The organism is Neobacillus thermocopriae (assembly GCF_010975035.1).
Classification (GTDB): domain Bacteria; phylum Bacillota; class Bacilli; order Bacillales; family Cytobacillaceae; genus Neobacillus; species Neobacillus thermocopriae.
Window position 1 is genome coordinate 140,994 of record NZ_JAAIUV010000002.1, and the last position, 24,813, is coordinate 165,806.

23 protein-coding genes are annotated in these 24,813 nt (G+C 37.8%); all 23 read left to right on the forward strand.

Going from position 1 to position 24,813, the window contains the following annotated elements; all coding sequences use genetic code 11:
- Nucleotides 1-26: 26 nt before the first annotated feature.
- Nucleotides 27-1,334, forward strand: coding sequence for an FADH(2)-oxidizing methylenetetrahydrofolate--tRNA-(uracil(54)-C(5))-methyltransferase TrmFO (trmFO, locus tag G4Z05_RS02085; RefSeq protein WP_163250243.1), 1,308 nt, complete (start codon nt 27-29; stop codon nt 1,332-1,334).
- Nucleotides 1,335-1,652: 318 nt separating this feature from the next.
- Nucleotides 1,653-2,195, forward strand: coding sequence for an ATP-dependent protease subunit HslV (hslV, locus tag G4Z05_RS02090; protein WP_163250244.1), 543 nt, complete (start codon nt 1,653-1,655; stop codon nt 2,193-2,195).
- A 23-nt stretch (nt 2,196-2,218) separates the two neighbouring features.
- Nucleotides 2,219-3,622: an HslU--HslV peptidase ATPase subunit gene (gene hslU, locus G4Z05_RS02095; protein WP_163250245.1), complete on the forward strand. Its 1,404-nt coding sequence runs from the start codon at nt 2,219-2,221 to the stop codon at nt 3,620-3,622.
- Nucleotides 3,623-3,711: 89 nt separating this feature from the next.
- On the forward strand, nt 3,712-4,491 hold the full coding sequence (gene codY, locus G4Z05_RS02100; RefSeq protein WP_163250246.1) for a GTP-sensing pleiotropic transcriptional regulator CodY: 780 nt from the start codon (nt 3,712-3,714) through the stop codon (nt 4,489-4,491).
- Nucleotides 4,492-4,681: 190 nt separating this feature from the next.
- Nucleotides 4,682-5,386: a 30S ribosomal protein S2 gene (gene rpsB, locus G4Z05_RS02105; RefSeq protein ID WP_038541119.1), complete on the forward strand. Its 705-nt coding sequence runs from the start codon at nt 4,682-4,684 to the stop codon at nt 5,384-5,386.
- A gap of 250 nt (nt 5,387-5,636) precedes the next feature.
- Complete coding sequence (tsf, locus tag G4Z05_RS02110; protein ID WP_038541122.1) at nt 5,637-6,521, forward strand: translation elongation factor Ts; 885 nt, start codon at nt 5,637-5,639, stop codon at nt 6,519-6,521.
- Between the two features lie 123 nt (nt 6,522-6,644).
- A complete protein-coding gene (gene pyrH, locus G4Z05_RS02115; protein ID WP_163250247.1) occupies nt 6,645-7,370 on the forward strand; it encodes a UMP kinase in 726 nt (241 codons plus the stop codon).
- Nucleotides 7,370-7,927, forward strand: a complete 558-nt coding sequence (frr, locus tag G4Z05_RS02120) for a ribosome recycling factor (RefSeq protein ID WP_163250248.1) — start codon at nt 7,370-7,372, stop codon at nt 7,925-7,927. The genes pyrH and frr overlap by 1 nt, the downstream gene beginning before the upstream one ends.
- 236 nt (nt 7,928-8,163) lie before the next feature.
- Nucleotides 8,164-8,940, forward strand: a complete 777-nt coding sequence (locus G4Z05_RS02125) for an isoprenyl transferase (RefSeq protein ID WP_163250249.1) — start codon at nt 8,164-8,166, stop codon at nt 8,938-8,940.
- Between the two features lie 29 nt (nt 8,941-8,969).
- Nucleotides 8,970-9,758 (forward strand): phosphatidate cytidylyltransferase, encoded by a 789-nt coding sequence (locus G4Z05_RS02130; RefSeq protein WP_163250250.1) that lies wholly within the window; start codon nt 8,970-8,972, stop codon nt 9,756-9,758.
- 30 nt (nt 9,759-9,788) lie between these two features.
- Entirely contained in the window at nt 9,789-10,931 is a 1,143-nt protein-coding gene (dxr, locus tag G4Z05_RS02135; RefSeq protein WP_163250251.1) for a 1-deoxy-D-xylulose-5-phosphate reductoisomerase, read from the forward strand.
- Nucleotides 10,932-10,948: 17 nt separating this feature from the next.
- On the forward strand, nt 10,949-12,211 hold the full coding sequence (gene rseP, locus G4Z05_RS02140) for an RIP metalloprotease RseP (protein WP_163250252.1): 1,263 nt from the start codon (nt 10,949-10,951) through the stop codon (nt 12,209-12,211).
- Between the two features lie 153 nt (nt 12,212-12,364).
- Nucleotides 12,365-16,690, forward strand: coding sequence for a PolC-type DNA polymerase III (locus tag G4Z05_RS02145; RefSeq protein ID WP_163250253.1), 4,326 nt, complete (start codon nt 12,365-12,367; stop codon nt 16,688-16,690).
- 169 nt (nt 16,691-16,859) lie between these two features.
- Nucleotides 16,860-17,330, forward strand: coding sequence for a ribosome maturation factor RimP (gene rimP / locus G4Z05_RS02150; RefSeq protein WP_163250254.1), 471 nt, complete (start codon nt 16,860-16,862; stop codon nt 17,328-17,330).
- A gap of 38 nt (nt 17,331-17,368) precedes the next feature.
- A complete protein-coding gene (gene nusA / locus G4Z05_RS02155; protein WP_163250255.1) occupies nt 17,369-18,496 on the forward strand; it encodes a transcription termination factor NusA in 1,128 nt (375 codons plus the stop codon).
- 17 nt (nt 18,497-18,513) lie between these two features.
- Nucleotides 18,514-18,798 carry an RNase P modulator RnpM gene (gene rnpM / locus G4Z05_RS02160; protein WP_163250332.1) on the forward strand — a complete coding sequence of 95 codons (285 nt, stop codon included), beginning with the start codon at nt 18,514-18,516 and terminating at the stop codon, nt 18,796-18,798.
- Nucleotides 18,795-19,097: a YlxQ family RNA-binding protein gene (locus G4Z05_RS02165; RefSeq protein WP_163250256.1), complete on the forward strand. Its 303-nt coding sequence runs from the start codon at nt 18,795-18,797 to the stop codon at nt 19,095-19,097. The genes rnpM and G4Z05_RS02165 overlap by 4 nt, the downstream gene beginning before the upstream one ends.
- 19 nt (nt 19,098-19,116) lie before the next feature.
- Nucleotides 19,117-21,393, forward strand: a complete 2,277-nt coding sequence (gene infB, locus G4Z05_RS02170) for a translation initiation factor IF-2 (RefSeq protein ID WP_163250257.1) — start codon at nt 19,117-19,119, stop codon at nt 21,391-21,393.
- Nucleotides 21,390-21,671, forward strand: coding sequence for a DUF503 domain-containing protein (locus G4Z05_RS02175; RefSeq protein WP_163250258.1), 282 nt, complete (start codon nt 21,390-21,392; stop codon nt 21,669-21,671). The genes infB and G4Z05_RS02175 overlap by 4 nt, the downstream gene beginning before the upstream one ends.
- A gap of 16 nt (nt 21,672-21,687) precedes the next feature.
- Nucleotides 21,688-22,059, forward strand: coding sequence for a 30S ribosome-binding factor RbfA (rbfA, locus tag G4Z05_RS02180; protein ID WP_163250259.1), 372 nt, complete (start codon nt 21,688-21,690; stop codon nt 22,057-22,059).
- Nucleotides 22,060-22,255: 196 nt separating this feature from the next.
- Nucleotides 22,256-23,170: a tRNA pseudouridine(55) synthase TruB gene (truB, locus tag G4Z05_RS02185; protein ID WP_163250260.1), complete on the forward strand. Its 915-nt coding sequence runs from the start codon at nt 22,256-22,258 to the stop codon at nt 23,168-23,170.
- A gap of 56 nt (nt 23,171-23,226) precedes the next feature.
- The gene (gene ribF, locus G4Z05_RS02190) at nt 23,227-24,180 is read left to right on the forward strand and encodes a bifunctional riboflavin kinase/FAD synthetase (RefSeq protein WP_163250261.1); all 954 of its coding nucleotides are present in this window, start codon (nt 23,227-23,229) and stop codon (nt 24,178-24,180) included.
- 172 nt (nt 24,181-24,352) lie between these two features.
- Nucleotides 24,353-24,622, forward strand: coding sequence for a 30S ribosomal protein S15 (gene rpsO, locus G4Z05_RS02195; protein WP_038541169.1), 270 nt, complete (start codon nt 24,353-24,355; stop codon nt 24,620-24,622).
- Nucleotides 24,623-24,813: the final 191 nt, after the last annotated feature.

Consider the following 24,813-nt stretch of genomic DNA (forward strand, 5'->3'; position numbering starts at 1 on the left):
TGTTGGAGTATTTCAGGAGGTTCAATATGACTGAACGAATAATAACAGTAGTTGGTGCCGGATTGGCAGGTAGTGAAGCAGCTTGGCAAATAGCTAAGCGGGGAATAAAAGTCCATCTATACGAAATGAGACCAGTTAAGCAAACTCCCGCTCATCACACAGATAAATTTGCTGAATTAGTATGCAGTAACTCTTTACGGGCAAACACATTAACCAATGCAGTTGGTGTGTTAAAAGAGGAAATGAGAAAACTTGATTCAGTAATCATTCATGCGGCGGATTCCTGCTCAGTTCCAGCAGGTGGAGCTCTAGCAGTCGATCGTCATGAGTTTGCGGCCAAGGTTACAGATATGGTAAAAAAACATGAAAATGTTACCGTATTTCATGAGGAAATAACTGAAATTCCAGAAGGCCCCACTATTATCGCGACAGGTCCATTAACAAGCCCAGGGCTATCAGCAAAGTTGAAAGAGTTAACGGGCGAAGAATATTTATATTTTTATGATGCAGCCGCCCCAATTATTGAAAAAGACAGTATTAATATGGACAAGGTCTATTTAAAATCTCGTTATGATAAAGGCGAAGCGGCGTATTTAAACTGTCCAATGACAGAAGAGGAATTTAACCGATTTTATGACGCCCTCTTAGCAGCGGAAACGGTTCCTTTAAAAGAATTTGAAAAGGAAATCTTTTTTGAGGGATGTATGCCGATTGAAGTTATGGCTGCTAGAGGAAAAAAGACCATGCTTTTTGGTCCTTTGAAACCAGTGGGCTTAGAAGACCCTAAAACGGGAAAGCGACCATATGCAGTTGTCCAGCTCCGTCAGGATGATGCCGCAGGAACGCTTTATAATATTGTTGGATTTCAAACACATTTGAAATGGGGCCCGCAAAAAGAAGTGATTCGTCTAATTCCAGGTTTGGAAAATGCGGAAATCGTCCGTTATGGAGTAATGCATCGAAACACTTTTATTAATTCTCCAAAGGTATTAGAGCCTACTTATCAATTTAAAAAGCGTAAAGACTTATTTTTCGCGGGGCAAATGACTGGCGTAGAAGGTTATGTGGAATCAGCAGCCAGTGGATTAATTGCAGGTATTAATGCCTCAAGACTTGTTCAAGGGTTGGAGCCGCTTATATTCCCTGCTGAAACAGCAATTGGAAGTATGGCAAGGTATATTACGAGCGCTAATCCTGACAATTTTCAACCAATGAACGCAAACTTCGGGCTGTTTCCTGAACTGCCTGTGAAAATAAAAGGGAAACAGGAAAGAAATTTACAACATGCCAATCGAGCATTGGAAACAATTCAGAACTTTGTGAAGGTTTTGTAAAATTTATTGCAAGGGCTACTGAATTATGATAAGATTTAGTAGCCCTTGCGAATGTAAATATGGAAAATGTTAAGTTTTTTTAAAATCTCTCAAATAAGTATTTACAAACAGGTTTTATTTGATTAAAAATACAATTTGGTGTGCATGAATACTGTTTGTTCATACTTGAACAAATCATGAATGTCTTCAAAATGTTTAGGGATGAACAACTGAGGACATAAATGGTAATAATTATCATATTATTTTAAACGACTGTTTTTTTACATATTCTACTGCATCGTGAAGGAGAAAACTCCAACATTAAAGGAGGATAATCTGATGGAACAATTTCATGCAACTACGATTTTTGCGATCCACCATAATGGGGAATGTGCCATGTCCGGTGATGGTCAAGTTACTTTTGGAAATGCAGTTGTGATGAAACACACTGCAAAAAAAGTAAGAAAGATATTTAATGGGAAGGTATTGGCTGGTTTTGCAGGATCTGTTGCTGATGCTTTTACCCTTTTTGAGTTATTTGAAGGGAAACTTGAGGAATTTAACGGAAATCTTCAAAGGGCAGCGGTAGAGCTAGCAAAAGAATGGCGAAGCGATAAAGTTCTTCGAAAATTAGAAGCTATGCTTATAGTAATGAATCGTGAACACTTGCTGTTAGTGTCAGGTACCGGTGAAGTCATTGAGCCTGACGATGGAATTCTAGCAATTGGATCCGGTGGGAATTATGCCTTGGCAGCGGGACGTTCACTTAAGAAATATGCTGGGGAACATTTATCGGCTAGAGAAATTGCAAAGGCATCGTTAGAAATAGCAGCAGAGATTTGTGTTTATACCAATCACAATATTATTGTGGAAGAACTCTAAGGGGAAAGGAGATTGTAAGAATAATGGGCAGAACGACCAATTTAACTCCCCGTCAAATTGTTGAAAAGCTTGATCAATATATTATTGGACAAAAGGATGCAAAAAAAGCAGTTGCTGTTGCCCTCAGGAACCGTTATAGAAGAGGTTTATTAAATGAAAAATTAAGGGATGAAATTAACCCGAAAAATATCTTGATGATTGGTCCGACAGGGGTAGGTAAAACAGAAATTGCGAGAAGGATTGCAAAACTGGTTGGTGCTCCTTTCGTTAAAGTGGAAGCGACAAAATTTACAGAGGTAGGATATGTTGGCCGGGATGTAGAATCGATGGTTCGAGACCTGGCAGAGACAGCGGTTCGCTTAGTAAAAGAAGAGCGTATGCAAAGTGTGAAAGAACGGGCAGAAGAAAATGCGAATAATAGGTTGGTAGAACTTTTAGTACCATCAGCAAAAAAATCTGCAAATTATAAAAACCCTCTGGAAATGTTGTTTGGTGGTGGAAATTCTTCTACAGAACAGGATACCCAACAAGAGGATTACACCATCCAAGAAAAAAGAAAAATTGTAAAAGAAAAGCTTGCTTTAGGTCAATTAGAAGATGAAATCGTAACTGTTGAAGTAGAAGAACAAACTCCTTCCATGTTTGATTTGCTTCAAGGTTCAGGTATTGAACAAATGGGAATGAATATGCAGGATGCTCTAAGCAGCTTAATGCCTAAAAAGCGGAAAAAAAGAAAACTTACTGTCCGGGATGCAAGAAAAGTATTGACAAATGAAGAAGCAGCCAAGCTAATTGATATGGATGAAGTAACTTCAGAAGCGATTTACCGTGCTGAACAAACTGGAATTATTTTTATTGATGAAATTGATAAAATAGCAAGCCGTAACTCTGGCGGATCTTCCGCAGATGTTTCAAGGGAAGGTGTCCAGAGAGATATTTTACCTGTAGTTGAAGGTTCGACTGTTGTAACAAAATATGGCCCTATTAAGACAGACCATGTGTTATTTATTGCTGCCGGGGCATTCCATATGGCAAAACCATCAGATTTAATTCCAGAATTGCAAGGGCGCTTCCCAATCAGAGTTGAGCTTTCAAAACTTACAGTTGAGGACTTTTTCAGGATTTTAATTGAACCGGATAATGCATTAATTAAGCAATATCAAGCATTATTGGAAACAGAAGGTATAAAAATAGAATTTTCTGACGATGCTATTCGTAGAATAGCTGAAGTAGCATATGAGGTGAATCAAAATACGGACAATATCGGTGCTAGACGGCTTCATACCATTCTAGAAAAGCTTTTAGAGGATTTATCTTTTGAAGCACCAGATATTACTTTAGAAAAAATTACGATCACTCCTCAATATGTTGATGAGAAACTTGGAGCGATTTCTAAAAATAAAGACTTAAGTCAATATATTTTATAGAAATCTATACTTTGTACCTATCATGTGTCAATAGATCAAACCAAACAAAAAATTTAATAATGGTTGTAGTTAATTAGGAGGAAGAAAAAATGGACTTACTTTCAAAAACTAGAAGAATTAATGCTTTACTTCAAAAATCAGCAGGAAAGCCAGTAAACTTTAAGGAAATGGCTGATACTTTAAGTGAGATCATTGAGTCTAATATTTATATTGTTAGCCGCCGTGGAAAACTATTAGGATTCTCTATTTATCAGCAGATTGAAAATGAAAGAATGAAAAAAATGTTTGAGGAACGTCGTTTCCCTGAAGAATATACAAAAAGTTTATTCAATATTACCGAAACCTCATCAAATCTTGATATTGAAAGTCAATATACGGCTTTCCCTGTTGAGAACAGAGATTTATTCCGTGAAGGCCTTACAACAATTGTCCCAATCATTGGTGGCGGTGAGCGTTTAGGTACACTTATTCTTGCTCGTCTGCATGAGAAATTCCATGATGATGACCTTCTTCTTGCTGAATATGGAGCAACGGTTGTTGGTATGGAAATTTTACGTGAAAAATCTGAAGAAATTGAAGAAGAAGCTAGAAGCAAAGCGGTTGTACAAATGGCAATCAGTTCTTTATCATACAGTGAGCTTGAGGCGATTGAACACATTTTTGAGGAACTTAATGGTAATGAAGGTCTATTAGTAGCTTCAAAGATCGCTGACCGTGTAGGAATTACTCGTTCAGTTATTGTCAATGCATTAAGAAAGCTTGAAAGTGCAGGAGTAATTGAGTCTCGTTCACTTGGTATGAAAGGAACTTATATTAAAGTTCTAAATGATAAGTTCCTAGTTGAGCTAGAAAAGCTTAAATCTCACTAAGAAAATAAGATTCCCAGTGTAGACTGGGAATTTTTTTGTGCTAATCCTTGATTGTTTATATTGTCTATGCTATATTATTTCATGGTGTTATTACACACGCTTGTTGATTTAAGCAGATGGTGCTGTTTATACAGTTTCTGCTTAAAAATGAGGCGAGCGGAGGAAATCAAAACCATTAGGAGGAAAAATCATGTCAGTTATTTCAATGAAGCAATTGCTTGAAGCTGGTGTACATTTTGGACACCAAACTCGCCGTTGGAACCCTAAGATGAAAAAATACATCTTTACGGAGCGTAACGGTATTTACATCATCGATCTTCAAAAAACTGTTAAGAAAGTTGAAGAAGCATACAACTGGGTAAAAGAACTTGCAGCTAACGGAGGAACAATTCTTTTCGTTGGTACAAAGAAACAAGCTCAAGATTCTGTGAAAGAAGAAGCAGAACGTTCAGGTATGTTCTATGTAAACCAACGTTGGTTAGGTGGTACTTTAACAAACTTTGAAACCATTCAAAAACGTATCGGCCGTTTAAAAGAAATTGAAAAAATGGCAGAAGACGGTACTTTCGAAGTATTACCTAAGAAAGAAGTTGTTCAATTAAAGAAAGAACAAGAACGCCTTGAAAAATTCTTAGGCGGTATTAAAGAAATGAAGCAACTTCCAGATGCATTATTTATTATCGATCCTCGTAAAGAGCGTATCGCCGTTGCTGAAGCGAAGAAATTAAATATTCCTATCGTTGGAATTGTTGATACAAACTGTGATCCAGATGAAATCGATGTTGTAATCCCTGCTAATGACGATGCAATCCGTGCAGTTAAACTATTAACTAGTAAAATGGCAGATGCGATCCTTGAAGCTAAACAAGGTGAAGAGGTAGCAGTAGAAGCTTAATTAAGTAAACTGGTTATTGGTAATAAGCACTAGTTGTGTCGGCCAAAAGGTTAATTTTTACTTTTTGGAAGATTAGGCTTATGGCCTTGAACCAAGGTTTCTGCAACTAGACATATCTAATAGTTTGATCTGTTAAAAAGGTGATAAGAGGGAGACCCTTTATCACCTTTTTTTAAAGAATGAGAGTTTATCTTGGCACTTGTTGGTAAAGATAAATATACATAGGTGAATTAAGGAGGAAATAAAGATTATGGCAATTACTGCTCAAATGGTCAAAGAACTTCGTGAAAAAACTGGCGCTGGTATGATGGATTGTAAAAAGGCGCTTACTGAAACAAACGGCGACATGGATAAAGCAATTGATTACCTTCGTGAAAAAGGTATTGCTAAAGCTGCAAAAAAAGCAGACCGTATTGCTGCAGAAGGTTTAACTTCTATTTTAACAGAAGGAAACGATGCGGTAATCCTTGAAGTGAACTCTGAAACTGACTTCGTTGCAAAAAATGAAGCTTTCCAAACTCTTGTTAAAGAGCTTGCTGAACATCTGCTTAAAAACAAACCTGCTACTGTTGAAGAGGCATTAAGCCAAACTATGGAAAATGGTTCAACTGTGGAAGCACATATTAATGCTGCTATTGCAAAAATTGGAGAAAAACTTACTCTTCGTCGCTTTACAGTAGTATCAAAAACAGATAACGATGCATTTGGTGCCTATATTCACATGGGCGGACGTATTTCTGTATTAACTGTTCTTGAAGGTACAACTGATGCAGATGCTGCAAAAGATGTATCTATGCATATCGCAGCATTAAATCCAAAATACGTGTCTCGTGACCAAGTATCAAAAGAAGAAGTAGAGCATGAGCGTCAAGTATTAACTCAACAAGCATTAAATGAAGGTAAGCCAGAAAACATTGTTGCTAAAATGGTTGAAGGTCGCCTAGGAAAATACTTTGAAGAAGTTTGTGTTCTTGACCAGGCGTTTGTTAAAAATCCAGATCAAAAGGTTCGCCAATTCGTGGAATCAAAAGGTGCAACAATTCGTGAATTCATTCGTTATGAAGTAGGCGAAGGCATCGAAAAACGCGAAGATAACTTCGCTGAAGAAGTTATGAACCAAGTGAATAAAAAATAGTCAATGATTCTCGGACTAATCGAAGATTCAAGATTGCATTAATGAATTTATAATAGGGGACACAATGTGTTCCCTATTTTTAAAGGTAAAGATAATGATAATACATACGATCTGGAGGTTTATATGAGCAATCCTAAATATAAACGCGTGGTATTAAAATTGAGCGGGGAGGCCCTTGCTGGTGAAGAGGGCTTTGGTATTAAACCTTCTATTATAAAATCGATTGCCACACAAATAAAAGAAATAGCAGATCTTGGTGTTGAGGTTGCGGTTGTAGTTGGTGGCGGTAATATTTGGCGTGGGAAAATTGGCAGTGAAATGGGTATGGATCGTGCGACTGCTGATTATATGGGCATGCTGGCTACGGTCATGAATTCACTCGCTCTCCAAGACAGCCTAGAGCATCTCGGGGTTGAATCAAGGGTACAAACTTCTATTGAAATGAGGCAGGTTGCAGAGCCTTATATTAGACGCCGGGCAATAAGACATTTGGAGAAGAATAGAGTCGTCATTTTTGCCGCTGGGACAGGAAACCCATACTTTTCGACAGACACTACTGCTGCTTTAAGAGCTGCCGAAATTGATGCGGAAGTTATTTTAATGGCGAAAAACAATGTGGATGGAGTTTATTCTGCAGATCCTCGGGTTGATGCGAATGCCCAAAAATATGATGATCTTTCATTCTTAGATGTTTTAAAAGAGGGTCTACAGGTTATGGATTCAACTGCCTCCTCTTTATGCATGGATAATGATATTCCGCTCATTGTTTTCTCTATTATGGAACAAGGCAATATTAAAAAGGCCGTTATGGGCGAAAAAATTGGTACTATTGTTAGGGGGAAAAAATAATGCCGAAACAAGTTATTAGCTCAGCTAAAGAACGTATGACAAAAGCAATTCAAGCTTATACTCGTGAACTTGCTGGAATTCGTGCAGGTAGAGCCAATGCGTCTCTTCTAGATAGAGTGACTGTGGATTATTATGGTGCACCAACACCAGTAAACCAATTAGCTGGAATCACCACACCAGAACCACGTCTCCTTGTGATCCAGCCATATGATAAATCTATTATCGGTGACATTGAAAAGGCAATTTTAAAATCTGATTTAGGATTAAACCCAACAAGTGACGGTTCTGTTATCAGAATTACGATTCCGCAACTAACAGAAGAACGTCGTAAAGAACTTGTTAAAGTGACTAAAAAAGAGTCAGAAGATGCAAAAGTTGCGATCAGAAATATTCGCCGTGATGCCAATGACGAGTTGAAGAAGCTTGAAAAAAATGGTGAGATTACAGAAGACGCATTACGTGGATATTCTGATGATATTCAGAAATTGACAGATGAACATATTCAGAAGATCGATCAATTAACAAAAGAGAAAGAAAAGGAAATTATGGAAATTTAATTTGTGATGAGACCCTCTTTTTAGGGGGTTTTTTCACTATCTAGGTAGTTAATAGAATAGCTAGGAATAAAGAATTTTGAACATTATTCTTAATTGATTATAATTTACATAAGTATAAAAAGAGATATCTTTTTGCTTTTTTGATATGATAAAAGCATGATTAATATATTACATATCCATTCGCATAATCAATTTATTATCGGAGGAATTGAAAACTATTTTGGAGGAGCAATGTTATGTTAAATAAAATAAAGATTTGGAAGAACCAAAATAACTCTTCCACACTCCGAGATAAAATAGAAGAAATAAAAAAACTTCCCGTCCCTGAACATGTAGCCATTATTATGGACGGAAATGGACGTTGGGCTAAAAAAAGAGCCCTTCCAAGGGTTGCCGGGCACCATGAAGGAATGAAGGTTGTTCGGAAAACTACGATGCTAGCCAATGAATTAGGAATCAAAACATTAACACTATATGCTTTTTCAACAGAAAACTGGAAACGGCCAAAAAATGAAATAGATTTTATTATGAAGCTTCCGGAAGAATTTTTAGATACCTTTCTTCCAGAACTAGTGGAGAATAACGTACAAGTGAAAATGATGGGCTATAAAGATCAGTTGCCTGTCCATACATTAAATGCCATTGAAAAGGCAATCAATGAAACGAAAGACAATACTGGTCTTGTTCTAAATTTTGCTTTGAATTATGGGAGCCGTGCTGAAATTATTGATGCGGTAAAGGAAGTCTTAATTGATTATAAATCAGGAATAATAGATGAAAAAGATTTGGATGAAGAAACGTTTTCTTCTTATCTAATGACATCTGATTTTTCAGATCCAGATCTCTTAATCCGGACAAGTGGTGAAATTCGCTTGAGCAATTTTATGCTTTGGCAATTGGCCTATTCGGAGTTCTGGTTTACAGACGTTTTATGGCCAGATTTTAGGGAAGAGCATTTGCTTGATGCGATTGAATCTTTTCAAAAACGCCAGCGTCGGTTTGGAGGCATATAAATAGCAATAAAAAGGTGTTGAACTTTTAGATGAAGCAAAGAATTTTAACAGGAGTCATCGCAGCAGCTCTTTTTTTACCCATCGTATACTTTGGTGGACTGCCATTCGTGATTTTAACGTATTTACTCGCGAGTATTGGGCTCTATGAGCTATTTAAGATGAAAAAACTTACTATATTTTCACCTTATGGGTTCCTATCACTTTTATTTTTATGGGTATTGTTATTTCCACCGCAATACGAAAAGTTTTTTAATGAATTTTATTATTCTAAAACAGAGCTAGGGATTGCATGTATCCTCCTATTATTAGCTTATACAGTCATAACAAAAAATCGATTTACATTTGAAGAGGCTGCTTTTTCTCTGCTCTCGGCCATTTATGTGGGAATAGGATTTTATTTCTTCATGGAAGTTCGTGAAGCAGGTCTTGTCTATATTTTGTATTCATTATTTCTAATCTGGGCAACAGACTCTGGAGCCTATTTTGTTGGAAAGGCAATGGGCAAGAAAAAACTTTGGCCAGAAATTAGTCCTAATAAAACCGTAGAGGGTTCAATCGGCGGGATTGTTTGCGCCGTATTAGTAGCCGTCATTTTTAGCTTATTGACTGAAATCAATGCAACAACCTTTTCATTAATTGGGATAACGATTGTATTATCAATGTTTGGACAAATTGGGGACCTTGTACAGTCCGCCTATAAACGTCATTTTGGTGTAAAGGATTCGGGAAATATCCTACCAGGACATGGGGGAATCTTGGACCGATTTGACAGTTTATTATTTGTTTTGCCATTACTGCATTTTTTCCATCTTTGGTAAGTTTGTGTGTGAAATGAGGAGTTGACCGTTTTGAAAAGAATCAGTTTACTTGGGGCATCTGGTTCAATAGGAACTCAGACGATTGACATCATCCGAGAGCATCCCTCAGAATTTCAATTAACCGCTTTTTCTGTTGGCAAAAATATCCCATATGCACGAAAAATTATCAATGAATTTCAACCTGAACTTGTATGTGTACAAGATCAACAGGATTACTATACATTAAAAACAGAGTTTCCTCATATAAAATGTACATATGGTGAGGAAGGACTAATTGAAACAGCGGTTTATGACAAGTCAGATATTCTTGTCAATGCCGTGATCGGGAGTGTAGGACTAAATCCTACTTTACAAGCAATTGAATGCGGAAAAACGATTGCTATTGCCAACAAAGAAACACTAGTAACCGCAGGGCATTTAATTATTGAAGCTGCCAAAAGAAATCAGGTCGTCCTTTTACCTGTTGATAGTGAACACTCCGCAATTTTTCAAGCTCTCCAAGGAGAAAAGGAGAAGAATATAGAAAAATTAATATTAACTGCATCCGGAGGAAGTTTCCGTGATAAATCAAGAAATGAATTAGAAAATGTTACGGTTGAAGAGGCACTTAATCATCCAAACTGGTCTATGGGGGCAAAAATTACCATCGATTCAGCAACTATGATGAATAAAGGATTAGAAGTGATAGAGGCACATTGGTTGTTCCAAATGCCTTTTGAAAAAATTGAGGTTTTACTTCATAAGGAGAGTATTATCCACTCGATGGTAGAATTTCATGACTCAAGCATTATTGCTCAGCTTGGAACACCGGATATGAGGGTTCCGATCCAATATGCGCTTACCTATCCAGACAGGATCCCTCTTCCTTCAGCTAATCGATTAAATTTAGCCAGTGTGGGAAAACTTCATTTTCAAGAAATGGATTTTGAAAGGTTTCGTTGTTTGCAATTTGCCTATACGGCTGGTAAAATTGGCGGCACAATGCCAACTGTCTTAAATGCCGCAAACGAAGCGGCAGTTGCAGCATTCTTGGAAGGAAAAATTCGCTTCTTGCAAATTGAAGATTTGATAGAGAAGGCATTAACTGCTCACCATGTAATTGAAAATCCAAGCCTGCAGCAAATTCAAGAGGTAGATAGGGAAACAAGGCAGTATGTTATGTCACTTCTATAAAAAAGGTGGTTTTATTTTTGACGACAGTTATAGCCTTTATTGTCATTTTTGGCGCACTAGTCTTCTTTCATGAATTAGGACATTTTATTTTTGCTAAGAGAGCAGGTATCCTTTGCCGAGAATTCGCCATTGGTATGGGACCAAAAGTGTTCTCCTACAAAAAGGGAGAAACCGTTTATAATATTCGCCTATTACCAATCGGCGGCTATGTTCGCATGGCAGGCGAAGATCCGGAAATGATTGAAATAAAACCAGGATACCGTATTGGATTATTATTTAATAAGGAAGAAATAGTCACCAAAATTATTCTAAACAATAAAGAAAAATATCCCGATTGCCGAATTGTCGAAGTAGAATACGCAGATATTGAAAAAGATTTGATCATTAAAGGTTACCCGGATGATGATCAAGAAAATTTACAAACTTTTTCTATCGATCCTAAGGCAGTTATTGTTGAAAATGGAGTAGAATCACAAATTGCTCCACTGGATAGACAATTTGCTACGAAAACATTAGGCCAACGATTTATGGCGATTTTTGCCGGGCCAATGATGAACTTTGTACTTGCCTTCGTAGTCTTTGTTCTTATTGCTTTGTTACAGGGGGTACCAACGAATGAGCCGAAATTAGGTGAGATTACCCCTGATGGCGCAGCGAAAGCAGCTGGTCTGAAAGAAGGGGATATTGTTCAAAGTATCGATGGTTCCGAAATTTCCAGTTGGTCTGATGTTGTTGAAATCATCCGTAAAAATCCAAATGAAAAGCTTGAATTTTCCGTCATTCGAAATGGGGAAGAGATGGAATTATTCGTAACACCTGATGCAAAAACAGTTGATGGTCAAAAAATAGGAATTATCGGCGTATTCAGCCCTGTAGAAAAATCGCCTATACAAGCTGTCACAGCCGGCGCTAAAGAGACTTATTTTTGGACAACACAGATTTTTGTCATGTTAGGGAAATTAGTAACAGGGCAATTCTCTATTGATGCTTTGTCTGGACCAGTGGGAATTTATTATTCTACTGATGAGGTAGCCAAGTCTGGAATCTTTTATTTAATGAAATGGGCTGGTATTTTAAGCATTAACTTAGGAATCATGAATTTATTACCAATTCCAGCACTTGATGGTGGCAGACTTATGTTTTTTGTAGTCGAAGCATTAAGAGGAAAGCCGATAGATCGTCAAAAGGAAGGAATGGTTCATTTTATCGGATTTGCCCTTCTTATGCTTCTAATGTTAGTCGTAACATGGAACGATATTCAAAGATTTTTCCTAAAATAAGAAAAAAGGAACCTGATAGTGGTTCCTTTTTTTATGTAAATATTTGCTCATTTTTTTCGTCGAATATCCCCGAAAATTTAAGAATGATATGGTATAATATCTTTTTAATATAAAGAAGAATAGTTTTTACTTAATAGATGGGAGAGATGTCGGTTGAGCGAACATGCCTTAGGCAAAAAAGAGCGATTCCTACTCTTGCTCCAGCAGCTACAACTAACAGAAGATGCTGTGGTATCGCACTTTCAAAATGCAGAAATAGATCGATTAGTCGTAGAAAAAAAAGCGAGAAAATGGCATTTTCATTTTTTACTTGAAAACATTCTTCCCTTTCATGTCTATACCCGTTTTACTACCCAACTTAAAAGGGCGTTTTCCAATATTGCGACAGTTTCCTATGATATAAAGGTAATTAATCAACAAGCATCCGAGGAATTAGTAAGGGAATATTGGAGTCATTGTATTCAACAGCTTGATGGGATCTCTCCACCACTTTTAAAGCTTTTAAATGAGCAGATGCCAGAGGTAAAAGGAAATAAATTAATTGTTTTTGTAAGAAATGAAGCGGAAGGTCTGGCTTTAAAACGTAAATATGGTTCTATCATTGGAGATATCTATCAGAAATTCGGTTTTCCTTCTTTTTCATTTGACATTGTTTTGAAAAAAGAAGAGAAAAACGAAGAGTATGAACAGTTTTTATTAGCGAAGCAAAAAGAAGATCAAGAACGGGCTTTAATGGCAATGGTAGAAATGCAAAAACAAGAAGAAGAAAATGAAGCTTCAACTTCTGATCTCCCTGAAGGACCGCTAACCATTGGATTGACGATTAAGGATGACAGTGATCTTCGCAGTTTAATTGATATTGTTGATGAAGAAAGAAGAGTTACTGTTGAAGGATACATTTTTGACACAGAAATTCGTGAGCTTAGAAGCGGACGTTCCCTCTTAACCTTTAAAATTACCGATTACACAAGCTCTATTTTGGTCAAAATGTTTTCACGGGATAAAGAGGATGCATCCCTTTTTCAACGTGTTAAAAAAGGGATGTGGGTCCGTGTTAGAGGTAGTATTCAAAATGACACCTTCGTACGCGATCTTGTGATGATTGGTAATGATATTAACGAAATCAAACCAATCGAGCGTAAAGATACAGCACCAGAGGGTGAAAAACGCGTCGAACTTCATTTGCATACCCCAATGAGTCAAATGGACGCTGTTACCCCTGTAGGGACACTTATTGCCCAAGCTAAAAAGTGGGGGCATAAAGCCATTGCTATAACGGATCATGCGGTTGTCCAATCTTTTCCTGAAGCTTATAGTGCGGGTAAAAAAAATGATATGAAAATTCTCTATGGGGTTGAAGCAAATTTAGTTGATGATGGTGTACCAATAACCTTTAATGATGCCCACCGATTACTAGCTGAAGACACTTATGTTGTATTTGACGTGGAAACAACAGGGCTTTCGGCAGTGTATGATACCATCATTGAACTGGCTGCTGTTAAGGTAAAAGGTGGAGAAATCATTGACCGATTCGAATCGTTTGCTAATCCTCACCACCGGTTATCTGCTACAACGATTAATTTAACCGGGATTACAGATGATATGGTGCAAAATGCACCAGAAGTAGAGGAAGTACTCCGTAAATTCCATGAATGGATGGGAGATTCCATTTTGGTTGCCCACAATGCATCTTTTGATATGGGGTTCCTTAATGTAGGTTTTAAGAAGATAGGATTGGATAAAGCGAGTAACCCGGTAATCGATACACTAGAACTTGCACGTTTTCTGTACCCGGATTTAAAAAATCACCGCTTAAATACATTGGCGAAAAAGTTTGATGTCGAATTAACCCAACATCACCGTGCCATCTATGATGCGGAAGCAACCGGATATTTATTGGTGAAAATGTTAAAGGATGCTGCGGAAAAAGGAATTACTTATCATGATGAATTTAATGATCATATGGGGAAAGGAAATGCATATCAGAGGGCCCGCCCATTCCACTGTACATTGCTGGCACAAAATGAGATAGGTTTAAAAAATTTATTTAAATTAGTTTCCATTTCTCATGTTGATTATTTTTATCGTGTTCCGAGAATTCCTAGATCTGTTTTACAAAAATATCGGGAAGGCATTTTGGTTGGTTCTGGGTGTGATAAAGGAGAAGTATTTGAAGGCATGATGCAAAAGTCTCCAGATGAAGTAGAGTCCATTGCATCCTTCTATGACTATATTGAGGTCATGCCGAAACCGGTCTATGCACCATTGCTAGAAATGGAGCTAGTACGTGATGAAAAGGCATTAGAGCAAATTATAAAAAATATTGTTGACCTCGGGGATAAACTTGGGATTCCTGTAGTGGCAACAGGTAATGTTCATTATTTAAATGAAAATGATAAAATTTACCGGAAAATTTTAATTAGCTCGCAAGGCGGAGCCAATCCGCTGAATCGGCACGAATTGCCAGATGTCCATTTTAGAACGACCAATGAAATGCTGGAAGCTTTTTCGTTCTTAGGAGAAGAAAAAGCAAAAGAAATTGTTGTTACGAACACCAATAAAATTGCGGATATGATCGAACCGATTAAACCAATTAAGGATGATTTGTATACTCCGAGAATTGAAGGGGCCGAGGAAGAAATACGGGAAATGAGTTATGCTATGGCCCGAAAAATTTACGGTGACCCGCTTCCGGAAATTGTTGAAGCACGATTGGAGAAGGAATTAAAAAGTATCATTGGTCATGGATTTGCAGTTATCTATTTAATTTCACATAAACTAGTAAAAAAATCATTAGATGATGGTTATCTTGTAGGATCACGTGGATCAGTTGGATCATCGTTTGTTGCTACGATGACTGAAATTACAGAAGTTAATCCTTTGCCACCACATTATGTATGTCCGTCATGCAAGCATTCGGAGTTTTTTGATGACGGATCTGTTGGGTCAGGGTTTGATTTGCCTGATAAAGATTGCCCTAAATGTGGAACAAAGTATAAGAAGGATGGCCATGATATTCCGTTTGAAACGTTCCTTGGCTTCAAAGGGGACAAGGTTCCGGATATCGATTTAAACTTTTCTGGTGAATACCAGCCACGGGCCCATAACTATACTAAAGTTCTGTTCGGTGAGGACAATGTTTTCCGTGCAGGAACCATTGGCACGGTTGCCGATAAAACAGCATTTGGCTATGTAAAAGCCTATCAGCAGGATCACAACCTGCAATTTCGTAATGCTGAAATTGAACGGCTTGCATCTGGCTGTACGGGTGTTAAAAGAACTACTGGTCAGCACCCTGGTGGAATCATCGTTATCCCTGATTATATGGATGTATATGATTTTACCCCTATTCAGTATCCTGCTGATGATAAAACATCTGAATGGAGAACCACTCATTTTGATTTCCATTCTATTCACGATAACGTCCTTAAGCTTGACATACTTGGGCACGATGATCCGACCGTTATTAGAATGCTTCAGGACTTGAGTGGAATTGATCCTAAAACCATACCAGTGGATGACCCTGAAGTAATGAAAATATTTAGTGGCACTGAATCACTTGGTGTAACACCTGAACAGATTATGTGTAAAACCGGAACACTTGGCATTCCTGAATTTGGTACCCGCTTTGTGCGACAGATGTTGGAGGATACAAAGCCGACAACATTTTCAGAGTTGGTTCAGATTTCAGGTTTGTCACACGGAACAGATGTATGGTTAGGAAATGCACAGGAATTAATCCAAAATAATATCTGTACATTAAGTGAAGTAATCGGCTGCCGGGATGATATCATGGTTTATCTCATTTACCAAGGACTCGAGCCATCTTTTGCCTTTAAAATTATGGAATCTGTCCGAAAAGGTAAAGGGTTAACAGAGGAAATGGAAGCAGAAATGAGGAAGCATGATGTACCGGAATGGTACATCGACTCATGTAAAAAAATTAAATATATGTTCCCGAAAGCGCACGCTGCAGCATACGTATTAATGGCAGTTCGGATTGCTTACTTTAAAGTGCATATGCCGCTTTATTATTATGCAGCCTATTTTACTGTTCGGGCAGAAGATTTTGATATAGAAACAATGTCACGTGGATCGGAAGCGATTCGTGCAAAGATTGAAGAAATTAATGCAAAGGGCCTTGAAGCTTCCAATAAAGAGAAAAACTTATTAACCGTATTAGAAATTGCCCTTGAAATGACTGAAAGAGGGTTCAGTTTCCAAAACTATGATTTATATAAATCAGCTGCGTCTGAATTTATTATCGAAGGGAATTCATTAATTCCACCGTTTGATTCTATTCCAGGTCTTGGAACAAATGCAGCATTAAATATTGTGAAAGCAAGAGAGGAAGGAGAATTTCTTTCTAAGGAAGACCTACAGCAGCGGGGGAAAGTTTCGAAAACCATTATGGAGTACTTGGAAAAACAGGGCTGCTTAAAATCTCTTCCTGAACAAAATCAGCTATCTTTGTTCTAGTTTGCATATCGATGCTGGTTATGTTATAGTTTTATTGGAAATACTAAGACATACTCTCATGCACAAGAGTGGGGATTTTTCCCACTCTTTCGTGTTGTTTAAAGTGGATTTCATTGTATTTACAATCTTTCGGCTGCTACATAGGAATAGGTGAAAAAGGAGGTATAGCATGAGCAAAATTACAGAGGTAGTCGAAGAACTAGCTGCGCCCATTATTCAGGAGCTTGGCTTGGAATTGGTCGATATTGAGTATGTGAAAGAAGGAAAAAGCTGGTTTCTTCGCGTATATATCGATAAAGACGATGGTGTGGATATTGAGGATTGCGGAAGTGTTAGTGAACGGCTTAGCGAAAAGCTGGATGAAACGGATCCAATTCCTCATAATTATTTTTTGGAGGTATCCTCACCCGGTGCGGAACGTCCTTTAAAAAAGACAAAGGATTTTGAAAAAGCGATTGGAAAAAATGTCTTTATTAAAACATATGAGCCTATTGATGGTGAAAAAAGCTTCGAAGGAACGTTGCTGGAATTTGATGGCCAGACCGTGAAAATCGAAGTGAAAATTAAAACAAGAAAAAAAGTAATTGAAATTCCCTATGAAAAAGTAGCTAATGCACGATTAGCAGTCACTTTTTCATAAGAATGAAAAATATAACAAGATTAGGGGGATACACCAAAATGAGCAGCGAATTATTAGATGCTCTTATTGTACTGGAAAGAGAAAAAGGTATTTCCAGAGATGTTTTAATTGAAGCCATTGAAGCAGCCCTTATTTCTGCTTATCGCCGTAACTTTAACCAGGCCCAAAATGTGAGAATAGATTTTAATCTGGAAACTGGGTCTATAAGGGTTTTTGCACGTAAAGAAGTAGTGGAGGAAGTATTTGATCCTCGTCTGGAAATTTCCATTGAAGATGCTAGAAATATTAATCCGAACTATCAAGTTGAGGATATTGTAGAGTTGGAAGTTACCCCAAAAGACTTTGGAAGAATTGCTGCGCAAACGGCGAAACAGGTAGTTACTCAGCGTGTAAGAGAAGCCGAAAGAGGAATTATTTATTCTGAATTCATTGATCGGGAAGAGGATATCATGACTGGCATTGTCCAAAGGTTGGATTCTAAATTTATTTATGTCAGTCTTGGAAAAATTGAGGCATTACTTCCTGTGAATGAACAAATGCCAAATGAACGATATAAACCGCATGACCGAATTAAGGTATATATTACGAAAGTGGAAAAAACAACGAAAGGGCCTCAAGTTTTTGTCTCACGTACTCACCCGGGCTTATTAAAGCGATTATTTGAAATTGAAGTACCAGAAATTTATGATGGTACAGTAGAAATCAAATCTGTCGCTCGTGAAGCAGGCGATCGTTCAAAAATTTCGGTTCATTCCGATAATCCTGAAGTGGATCCGGTTGGGTCATGTGTCGGTCCAAAAGGGGCAAGGGTACAAGCGGTTGTAAATGAATTGAAAGGTGAAAAAATCGATATTGTAAAATGGTCTGATGATCCAGTCGTTTTTGTTGCAAATGCCCTTAGTCCATCCAAAGTTCTGGACGTAATGGTGAATGAAGAAGAAAAAGCTACTACAGTTGTCGTACCAGATTATCAACTTTCCTTGGCCATCGGAAAGCGTGGACAAAACGCACGCCTTGCAGCAAAATTAACTGGCTGGAAAATCGATATTAAATCAGAGACGGAAGCCCGTGAATTAGGTATCTATCCACGTGAAGAGGTCATTAGACTTTTTGATGATCAGGTTGAAACTGATTTCGATTTTGAAGATGATGATGAAATCGAATAAAGGAGAGGGGAATGACTGTGAACAAAAAAAGAAAAGTTCCTATGCGTAAATGTGTAGCAACCGGTGAAATGAAGCCGAAAAAAGAACTCGTTCGCATCGTTCGCTCCAAAGAAGGCGATGTATCCATCGATTTAACCGGTAAAAAATCCGGGAGAGGTGCATACCTTTCAAAAGATAAAGAGGCTGTCCTTTTGGCTAAGAAAAAAAATATTTTATCAAACCATTTAGAGGTTCCTATTAGTGATTCAATTTATGATGAGCTCCTAGAGCTGATCGAGAAGGAGAACATTACATCCAAATGAAAGAAAATCGATGGATGTCATTACTAGGACTTGCCAATCGAGCACGTCAAATTACCTCAGGTGAGGAGTTAACCGTAAAGCAGATCCAAAGGGGAAATGCAAAGCTCGTTTTATTATCCGCAGATGCATCTCGTAATACGACAAAAAAAATTACAGATAAATGTAATTCGTATGAAGTACCATTAAAAGTGGTAGAAAATCGTTATATTCTTGGTCAAGCAATTGGCAAAGATGCCCGCGTTGTTGTAGCTGTTTTGGATGATGGATTTGCCAAAAAATTGGTAACGTTGCTCGATTAAATTTTGCGGGGGTGAAATTATGAGTAAAATGCGTGTTTATGAGTATGCAAAAAAACATAATCTTTCAAGTAAAGAAATTATTACTAAATTAAAAGAAATGAATATTGAGGTTTCTAATCATATGGCAACGCTTGAAGCAGCAGATATTAAGAAACTAGATGCAGCTTATACGAAAAAGGAAAGCGGCCAACAACAAAAAGCTGGAAATACGTCCAATCAAAAACGACCAAATGAACGTCAAATCCAACAAAATCATGCTAAAAAACCACATGTTCAACCAAAAACTACACCTAAAGCTTTTGAGGATGATGACGACCACTTGGTAATTCCAAACAAAGTAAAAGTTACAGGTGCGCCTAAAAATAAAGAGGGGAAAAAGCACGAACAAGAATACCAATCAAAAGAAAATAAGGCTTTCCAAAAGGGTAAAAATAAATCAAAAAATCAACATCAAAATCGTAACAATCAGAATAAGAAGAATAAAAATCAGCAAAATCATGGACAGCAGCAAAATGTACCGCAAAAGAAAAAGGAAAAAGAACTTCCTGCAAAAATTACATTTAGTGAATCACTAACAGTTGCAGAATTAGCTAAGAAGCTCCACCGTGAGCCTTCTGAAATCATTAAAAAGCTATTCTTGCTCGGTGTTATGGCAACCATAAACCAAGATTTAGACAAAGATGCAATCGAATTAATTGCAAGTGAGTATGGTGTAGAAGTAGAAGAAGAAATTAAAGTGGACACAACGGATCTAGAAGTGTATTTCACAGAAGATGCACCAGAAGATCTTGAGGAACGCCCTGCCGTTGTAACGATTATGGGACACGTAGACCACGGTAAAACCACTTTACTTGATTCGATCAGGAATACAAAAGTAACCGAAGGAGAAGCTGGTGGTATTACTCAACATATTGGTGCGTATCAGGTTGTGGAGAATGGTAAGAAAATTACCTTCCTAGATACACCTGGCCACGCAGCATTTACAACCATGCGTGCTCGTGGTGCTCAAATTACAGATATTACCGTACTTGTTGTGGCAGCGGATGATGGTGTAATGCCTCAAACAGTAGAAGCTATTAATCATGCAAAAGCTGCAGAGGTGCCGATCATTGTTGCTGTGAATAAAATAGATAAACCAACAGCAAATCCTGACCGTGTTATGCAAGAGTTAACAGAACATGGGTTAGTAGCTGAAGCGTGGGGTGGAGATACCATCTTTGTTCCTATTTCCGCAAAAAGAGGCGATGGAATCGACAATCTTTTAGAAATGATTTTACTTGTTAGTGAAGTCGAGGAATTAAAAGCAAATCCAAATCGCCGCGCTTTAGGTACAGTTATCGAAGCTAAACTTGATAAAGGACGTGGCTCTGTCGCTACGTTATTAGTACAAAATGGTACATTGAGAGTCGGTGATCCAATTGTAGTCGGAAATACATTTGGACGTGTACGTGCTATGGTTAATGATAAGGGTCGCCGTGTTAAAGAAGCAGGTCCTTCAACTCCGGTTGAAATCACCGGCCTAAACGAAGTACCACAAGCTGGAGATCGATTTGTTGTTTTCGAAGATGAAAAAACAGCCCGTCAAATTGGGGAAGCTCGTGCACAACAAGCACTTGCTGCACAGCGCGGTGAAAAATCTCGCGTAAGCTTAGATAACTTATTTGAACAATTAAAGCAAGGTGAAATGAAGGAATTGAATGTCATCTTGAAGGCTGACGTTCAAGGTTCTGCAGAAGCATTAGCCGCTTCCTTGCAAAAAATCGATGTTGAAGGTGTCAATATTAAAATTATTCACAGTGGTACAGGTGCTATCACTGAATCTGATATTACCCTTGCTGCTGCCTCTAATGCTATTGTTATTGGATTTAATGTACGTCCGGATGCCAATGCAAAACGTGCTGCGGAAGCCGAGAATGTAGATATTCGCCTTCACCGGATCATTTATAAAGTTATTGAAGAAATGGAAGCAGCCATGAAAGGATTGCTTGATCCTGAATATGAAGAGAAAGTTATCGGCCAAGCAGAAGTTCGTCAAACCTTTAAAGTTTCAAAGGTTGGTACGATCGCAGGCTCTTATGTAACAGATGGTAAAATTACTCGAGACAGCGGAGTTCGTGTCATTCGCGATGGCGTTGTCATCTTCGAGGGTGAAATTGACGCATTGAAACGATTCAAAGATGATGCGAAAGAAGTTTCACAAGGATATGAGTGCGGTATTACCATTAAAAACTTCAATGATATAAAAGAAGGAGATATCATCGAAGCATTTGTAATGGAAGAAGTGGAACGTAAATGATCATCGGCTCTGCCGAAGTGGAATGTATCATCTACAATGCCCATTCCTTAAAAGAGAAACGAGCTGTTTTGCAAAGAATACTTAGCCGGTTAAAGCAGAAATATAATGTCGCTGTAGCTGAGGTTGACTATCAGGACATCTGGCAACGAACAAAAATTGCCATTGTGAGTGTCACTCAGTCGAAAACTTCAACCGAGCAAGAACTGCAAAAGGCTTTAAAAATGATTGACTCATTTCCAGAAATAGAAAGAACAATCACCGAAATCGAATGGCTTTAAATAAGAGGTGAATAGGATGAGCCACAGACCTAATCGTGTTGGAGAACAAATGAAAAAGGAATTAAGTGACATTATCGGACGAAAAATTAAAGATCCGCGTATTGGATTTGTTACAGTTACGGATGTCCAAGTCACAGGTGATCTTCAACAAGCAAAAGTATTTATCTCCGTTTTAGGTGATGATGAGCAAAAGGAAAATACGTTAAAAGGACTTGCTAAAGCTAAAGGATTTATCAGATCTGAAATAGGACATCGAATCCGTCTGCGCAAAACACCTGAGATTATCTTTGAATTCGATGAATCCATTAATTATGGCAATCGAATTGAAACACTTCTTCATCAACTCCGTTCTGAAGAAAAACCAACGGAGAAAAATGAAGAAGAATAATTTGAAACGTTCATCAGCTGGGACATTGTCGACCTGGCTGATGATCAGTTGAACGAATTGTGCTTTAATGGGCAGTCACCCCTTCTACCGTTTTCATAAAAGTTATAGGAGGGGAATTACTACCCATTTATGCGTGATAAGTGGATAGACATTTGTCTATCCTTTTTTTATAAAATGATAAGATCGGAGAGATTGAATGGAAGGAATTATACCATTATATAAACCAGCAGGAATGACTTCTCATGATTGTGTTTATAAACTCCGGATGATTTTAAAAACGAAAAAAGTTGGTCATACGGGAACGCTTGATCCCGATGTAACAGGGGTGCTTCCAATTTGTGTCGGAAAAGCAACAAAAATTGCTGAATATATCACTGATGCTGGAAAGGCGTATGAAGGAGAAGTGACCATCGGTTTTTCAACAACAACCGAAGACGCTTCAGGTGAAGTGATTGAACGAAAAGTGGTTGATCGAACGATTTCTCGTGAGGAAATTGAACAAGTTCTTCAATCATTGCAAGGGGAAATTCAGCAGACCCCTCCTATGTATTCAGCAGTAAAGGTTGGCGGTGTCCGCCTTTATGAATACGCAAGGAAAGGAATTGAAGTCGAAAGGCCAACTCGCCAAATTACCATCTATTCTATTGAGCTCCTTGACGAGAGAAAAGAATTTTCAGGTGAAACCATCACATTTCGCTTTAAGGTCCAATGCAGTAAAGGAACTTATATTCGCACTTTGGCTGTAATGATTGGTGAAAGATTGGGATATCCGGCCCATATGTCATGGTTGAAAAGAACGCAATCTGCTTCCTATACATTGGAGGATTGCCTGACCTTTGAAGAAATTGAAAATAAAATGGAAGAGGGAAGGCTGGATGAAATCTTAAAGCCTTTAGAATCGGCGCTTTCTCATTTGCCGAAAATGCGGATAAATGATAAAGTAGCAGAGAAAGTAAAAAATGGTGCATTATTAAAAGAACCTCCATATTTAAAATCAATAAACGGACCCATTATTGCTGAAACGGCAGATGGCTTGGCTTTAGCGATTTATGAGAAACATCCGAACAAGCCAGGACTTCTAAAGCCAGTAAAGGTATTAAGAAATGAATAGAGAACCTTGACAGTTATAGAATAATAGGTTGCGGTATAGAAAAGGTGAGAGTCAAATTGGAAGTAAAGAAGCTAAGTTTTCCACCAGACATAAATAAGGAAGTATTTCCTCCATTAGCGATGGCACTAGGATATTTTGATGGTGTTCATCGTGGACATCAGCAGGTGATTCTTAAGGCGAAACATCAAGCAAAAATGGCAGGCCTTTATAGTGCGGTTATGACATTTGATCCTCATCCTTCTGTTGTATTATCTAAAACAGAAAAACATGTTCGATATATTACCCCACTAAATGAAAAAATTAAATTAATTGAGAAGTTGGGGATTGACTACTTATTTATCGTTGAATTTTCAGCCGAATTTGCTAACCTTCTTCCTCAGGAATTTGTTGATCAATATATTATTGGGCTTAATGTAAAACATGTCATTGCCGGGTTTGATTTTACTTATGGCAGAATGGGTAAAGGAACAATGGAAACATTGCCTTTCCACTCAAGGGAACAATTTACCTTTACTGTCGTTCCAAAATATTGCGAAGGAAATGAAAAGGTTAGTTCCACGAGGATTCGAAACCTCTTAAAAGAAGGAAAAGTGGATGAGCTTCCGTCATTACTAGGGAGATTTTATACAACGAGAGGAAAGGTAGTTCATGGAGATAAACGCGGGAGGACAATAGGATTTCCGACTGCTAATATAAACATTGAAAATGATTATATCATTCCACCAACTGGTGTATATGCAGTGAGAATGATGGTTAATAATGAATGGTATACAGGTGTTTGTAATATTGGATACAAGCCAACCTTTAATAAGGAAGCTTTTATGCAATCTGTTGAGGTGCATTTGTTTGATTTTGATCAAGATATTTATGGAAAAGAGGTATTGGTTGAATGGCACCTTTACCTGCGACAAGAGCAGAAATTTTCTGGGATAGAAGAACTAGTCACCCAGATAGAGAAAGATAAGCAAAAAGCACTTCAATATTTTGCCGAAGTTCGACAAACATCCTAGAAGTTATCGAACACCAAAAAGAATTTCCTGTAATATTTTGATGGTTATAGCTTGCATTTTGCAGAGAAACATTGTATTCTTAAATACGTATTAAATGAACCATTGCTTGGCAAGTCGATTCACCGACGCTTGCTCAGTAATAGGGGATTGAATTATTAGGAGGTGAATATGGATGGCAATCACACAAGAACGCAAAAATCAAATCATCAATGAGTTCAAAACTCATGAGAACGACACAGGCTCACCAGAAGTTCAAATCGCTGTCCTTACAGAACAAATTAACAATTTGAACGAGCACTTAAGAACTCACAAAAAAGATCACCATTCACGCCGCGGTCTTTTAAAAATGGTTGGTAAACGTCGTAATCTTTTGACATACCTTCGTAACAAAGATGTTCAACGTTACCGCGAGCTAATTAATAAGCTTGGTCTACGTCGTTAGTATTACAGAAGCGGGAATTTTCCCGCTTTTTTGTTAGCTTTTTTAAGAAGAATGAATAATTCGCTTTAATACATATTTTTATCTCACAGCTTTTGGAGCATACTATTATTAATTTTAATAACAAATTAAGCTTATTAGGCTTTTATCATAATGTATTTTCTTTTTAGAAAGATGATCCTTGCGAAGTAACT

Excerpts from the sequence above, each read along its gene's own strand:
- truB (WP_163250260.1), top strand. The coding sequence starts at position 22,256 with ATGGAAGGAATTATACCATTATATAAACCAGCAGGAATGACTTCTCAT.
- rbfA (WP_163250259.1), top strand. The coding sequence starts at position 21,688 with ATGAGCCACAGACCTAATCGTGTTGGAGAACAAATGAAAAAGGAATTA.
- rpsB (WP_038541119.1), top strand. The coding sequence starts at position 4,682 with ATGTCAGTTATTTCAATGAAGCAATTGCTTGAAGCTGGTGTACATTTT.
- trmFO (WP_163250243.1), top strand. The coding sequence starts at position 27 with ATGACTGAACGAATAATAACAGTAGTTGGTGCCGGATTGGCAGGTAGT.
- rimP (WP_163250254.1), top strand. The coding sequence starts at position 16,860 with ATGAGCAAAATTACAGAGGTAGTCGAAGAACTAGCTGCGCCCATTATT.
- pyrH (WP_163250247.1), top strand. The coding sequence starts at position 6,645 with ATGAGCAATCCTAAATATAAACGCGTGGTATTAAAATTGAGCGGGGAG.
- hslV (WP_163250244.1), top strand. The coding sequence starts at position 1,653 with ATGGAACAATTTCATGCAACTACGATTTTTGCGATCCACCATAATGGG.
- G4Z05_RS02130 (WP_163250250.1), top strand. The coding sequence starts at position 8,970 with ATGAAGCAAAGAATTTTAACAGGAGTCATCGCAGCAGCTCTTTTTTTA.
- hslU (WP_163250245.1), top strand. The coding sequence starts at position 2,219 with ATGGGCAGAACGACCAATTTAACTCCCCGTCAAATTGTTGAAAAGCTT.
- frr (WP_163250248.1), top strand. The coding sequence starts at position 7,370 with ATGCCGAAACAAGTTATTAGCTCAGCTAAAGAACGTATGACAAAAGCA.
- codY (WP_163250246.1), top strand. The coding sequence starts at position 3,712 with ATGGACTTACTTTCAAAAACTAGAAGAATTAATGCTTTACTTCAAAAA.
- rpsO (WP_038541169.1), top strand. The coding sequence starts at position 24,353 with ATGGCAATCACACAAGAACGCAAAAATCAAATCATCAATGAGTTCAAA.
- G4Z05_RS02125 (WP_163250249.1), top strand. The coding sequence starts at position 8,164 with ATGTTAAATAAAATAAAGATTTGGAAGAACCAAAATAACTCTTCCACA.
- infB (WP_163250257.1), top strand. The coding sequence starts at position 19,117 with ATGAGTAAAATGCGTGTTTATGAGTATGCAAAAAAACATAATCTTTCA.
- G4Z05_RS02175 (WP_163250258.1), top strand. The coding sequence starts at position 21,390 with ATGATCATCGGCTCTGCCGAAGTGGAATGTATCATCTACAATGCCCAT.
- nusA (WP_163250255.1), top strand. The coding sequence starts at position 17,369 with ATGAGCAGCGAATTATTAGATGCTCTTATTGTACTGGAAAGAGAAAAA.
- tsf (WP_038541122.1), top strand. The coding sequence starts at position 5,637 with ATGGCAATTACTGCTCAAATGGTCAAAGAACTTCGTGAAAAAACTGGC.
- G4Z05_RS02165 (WP_163250256.1), top strand. The coding sequence starts at position 18,795 with ATGAAAGAAAATCGATGGATGTCATTACTAGGACTTGCCAATCGAGCA.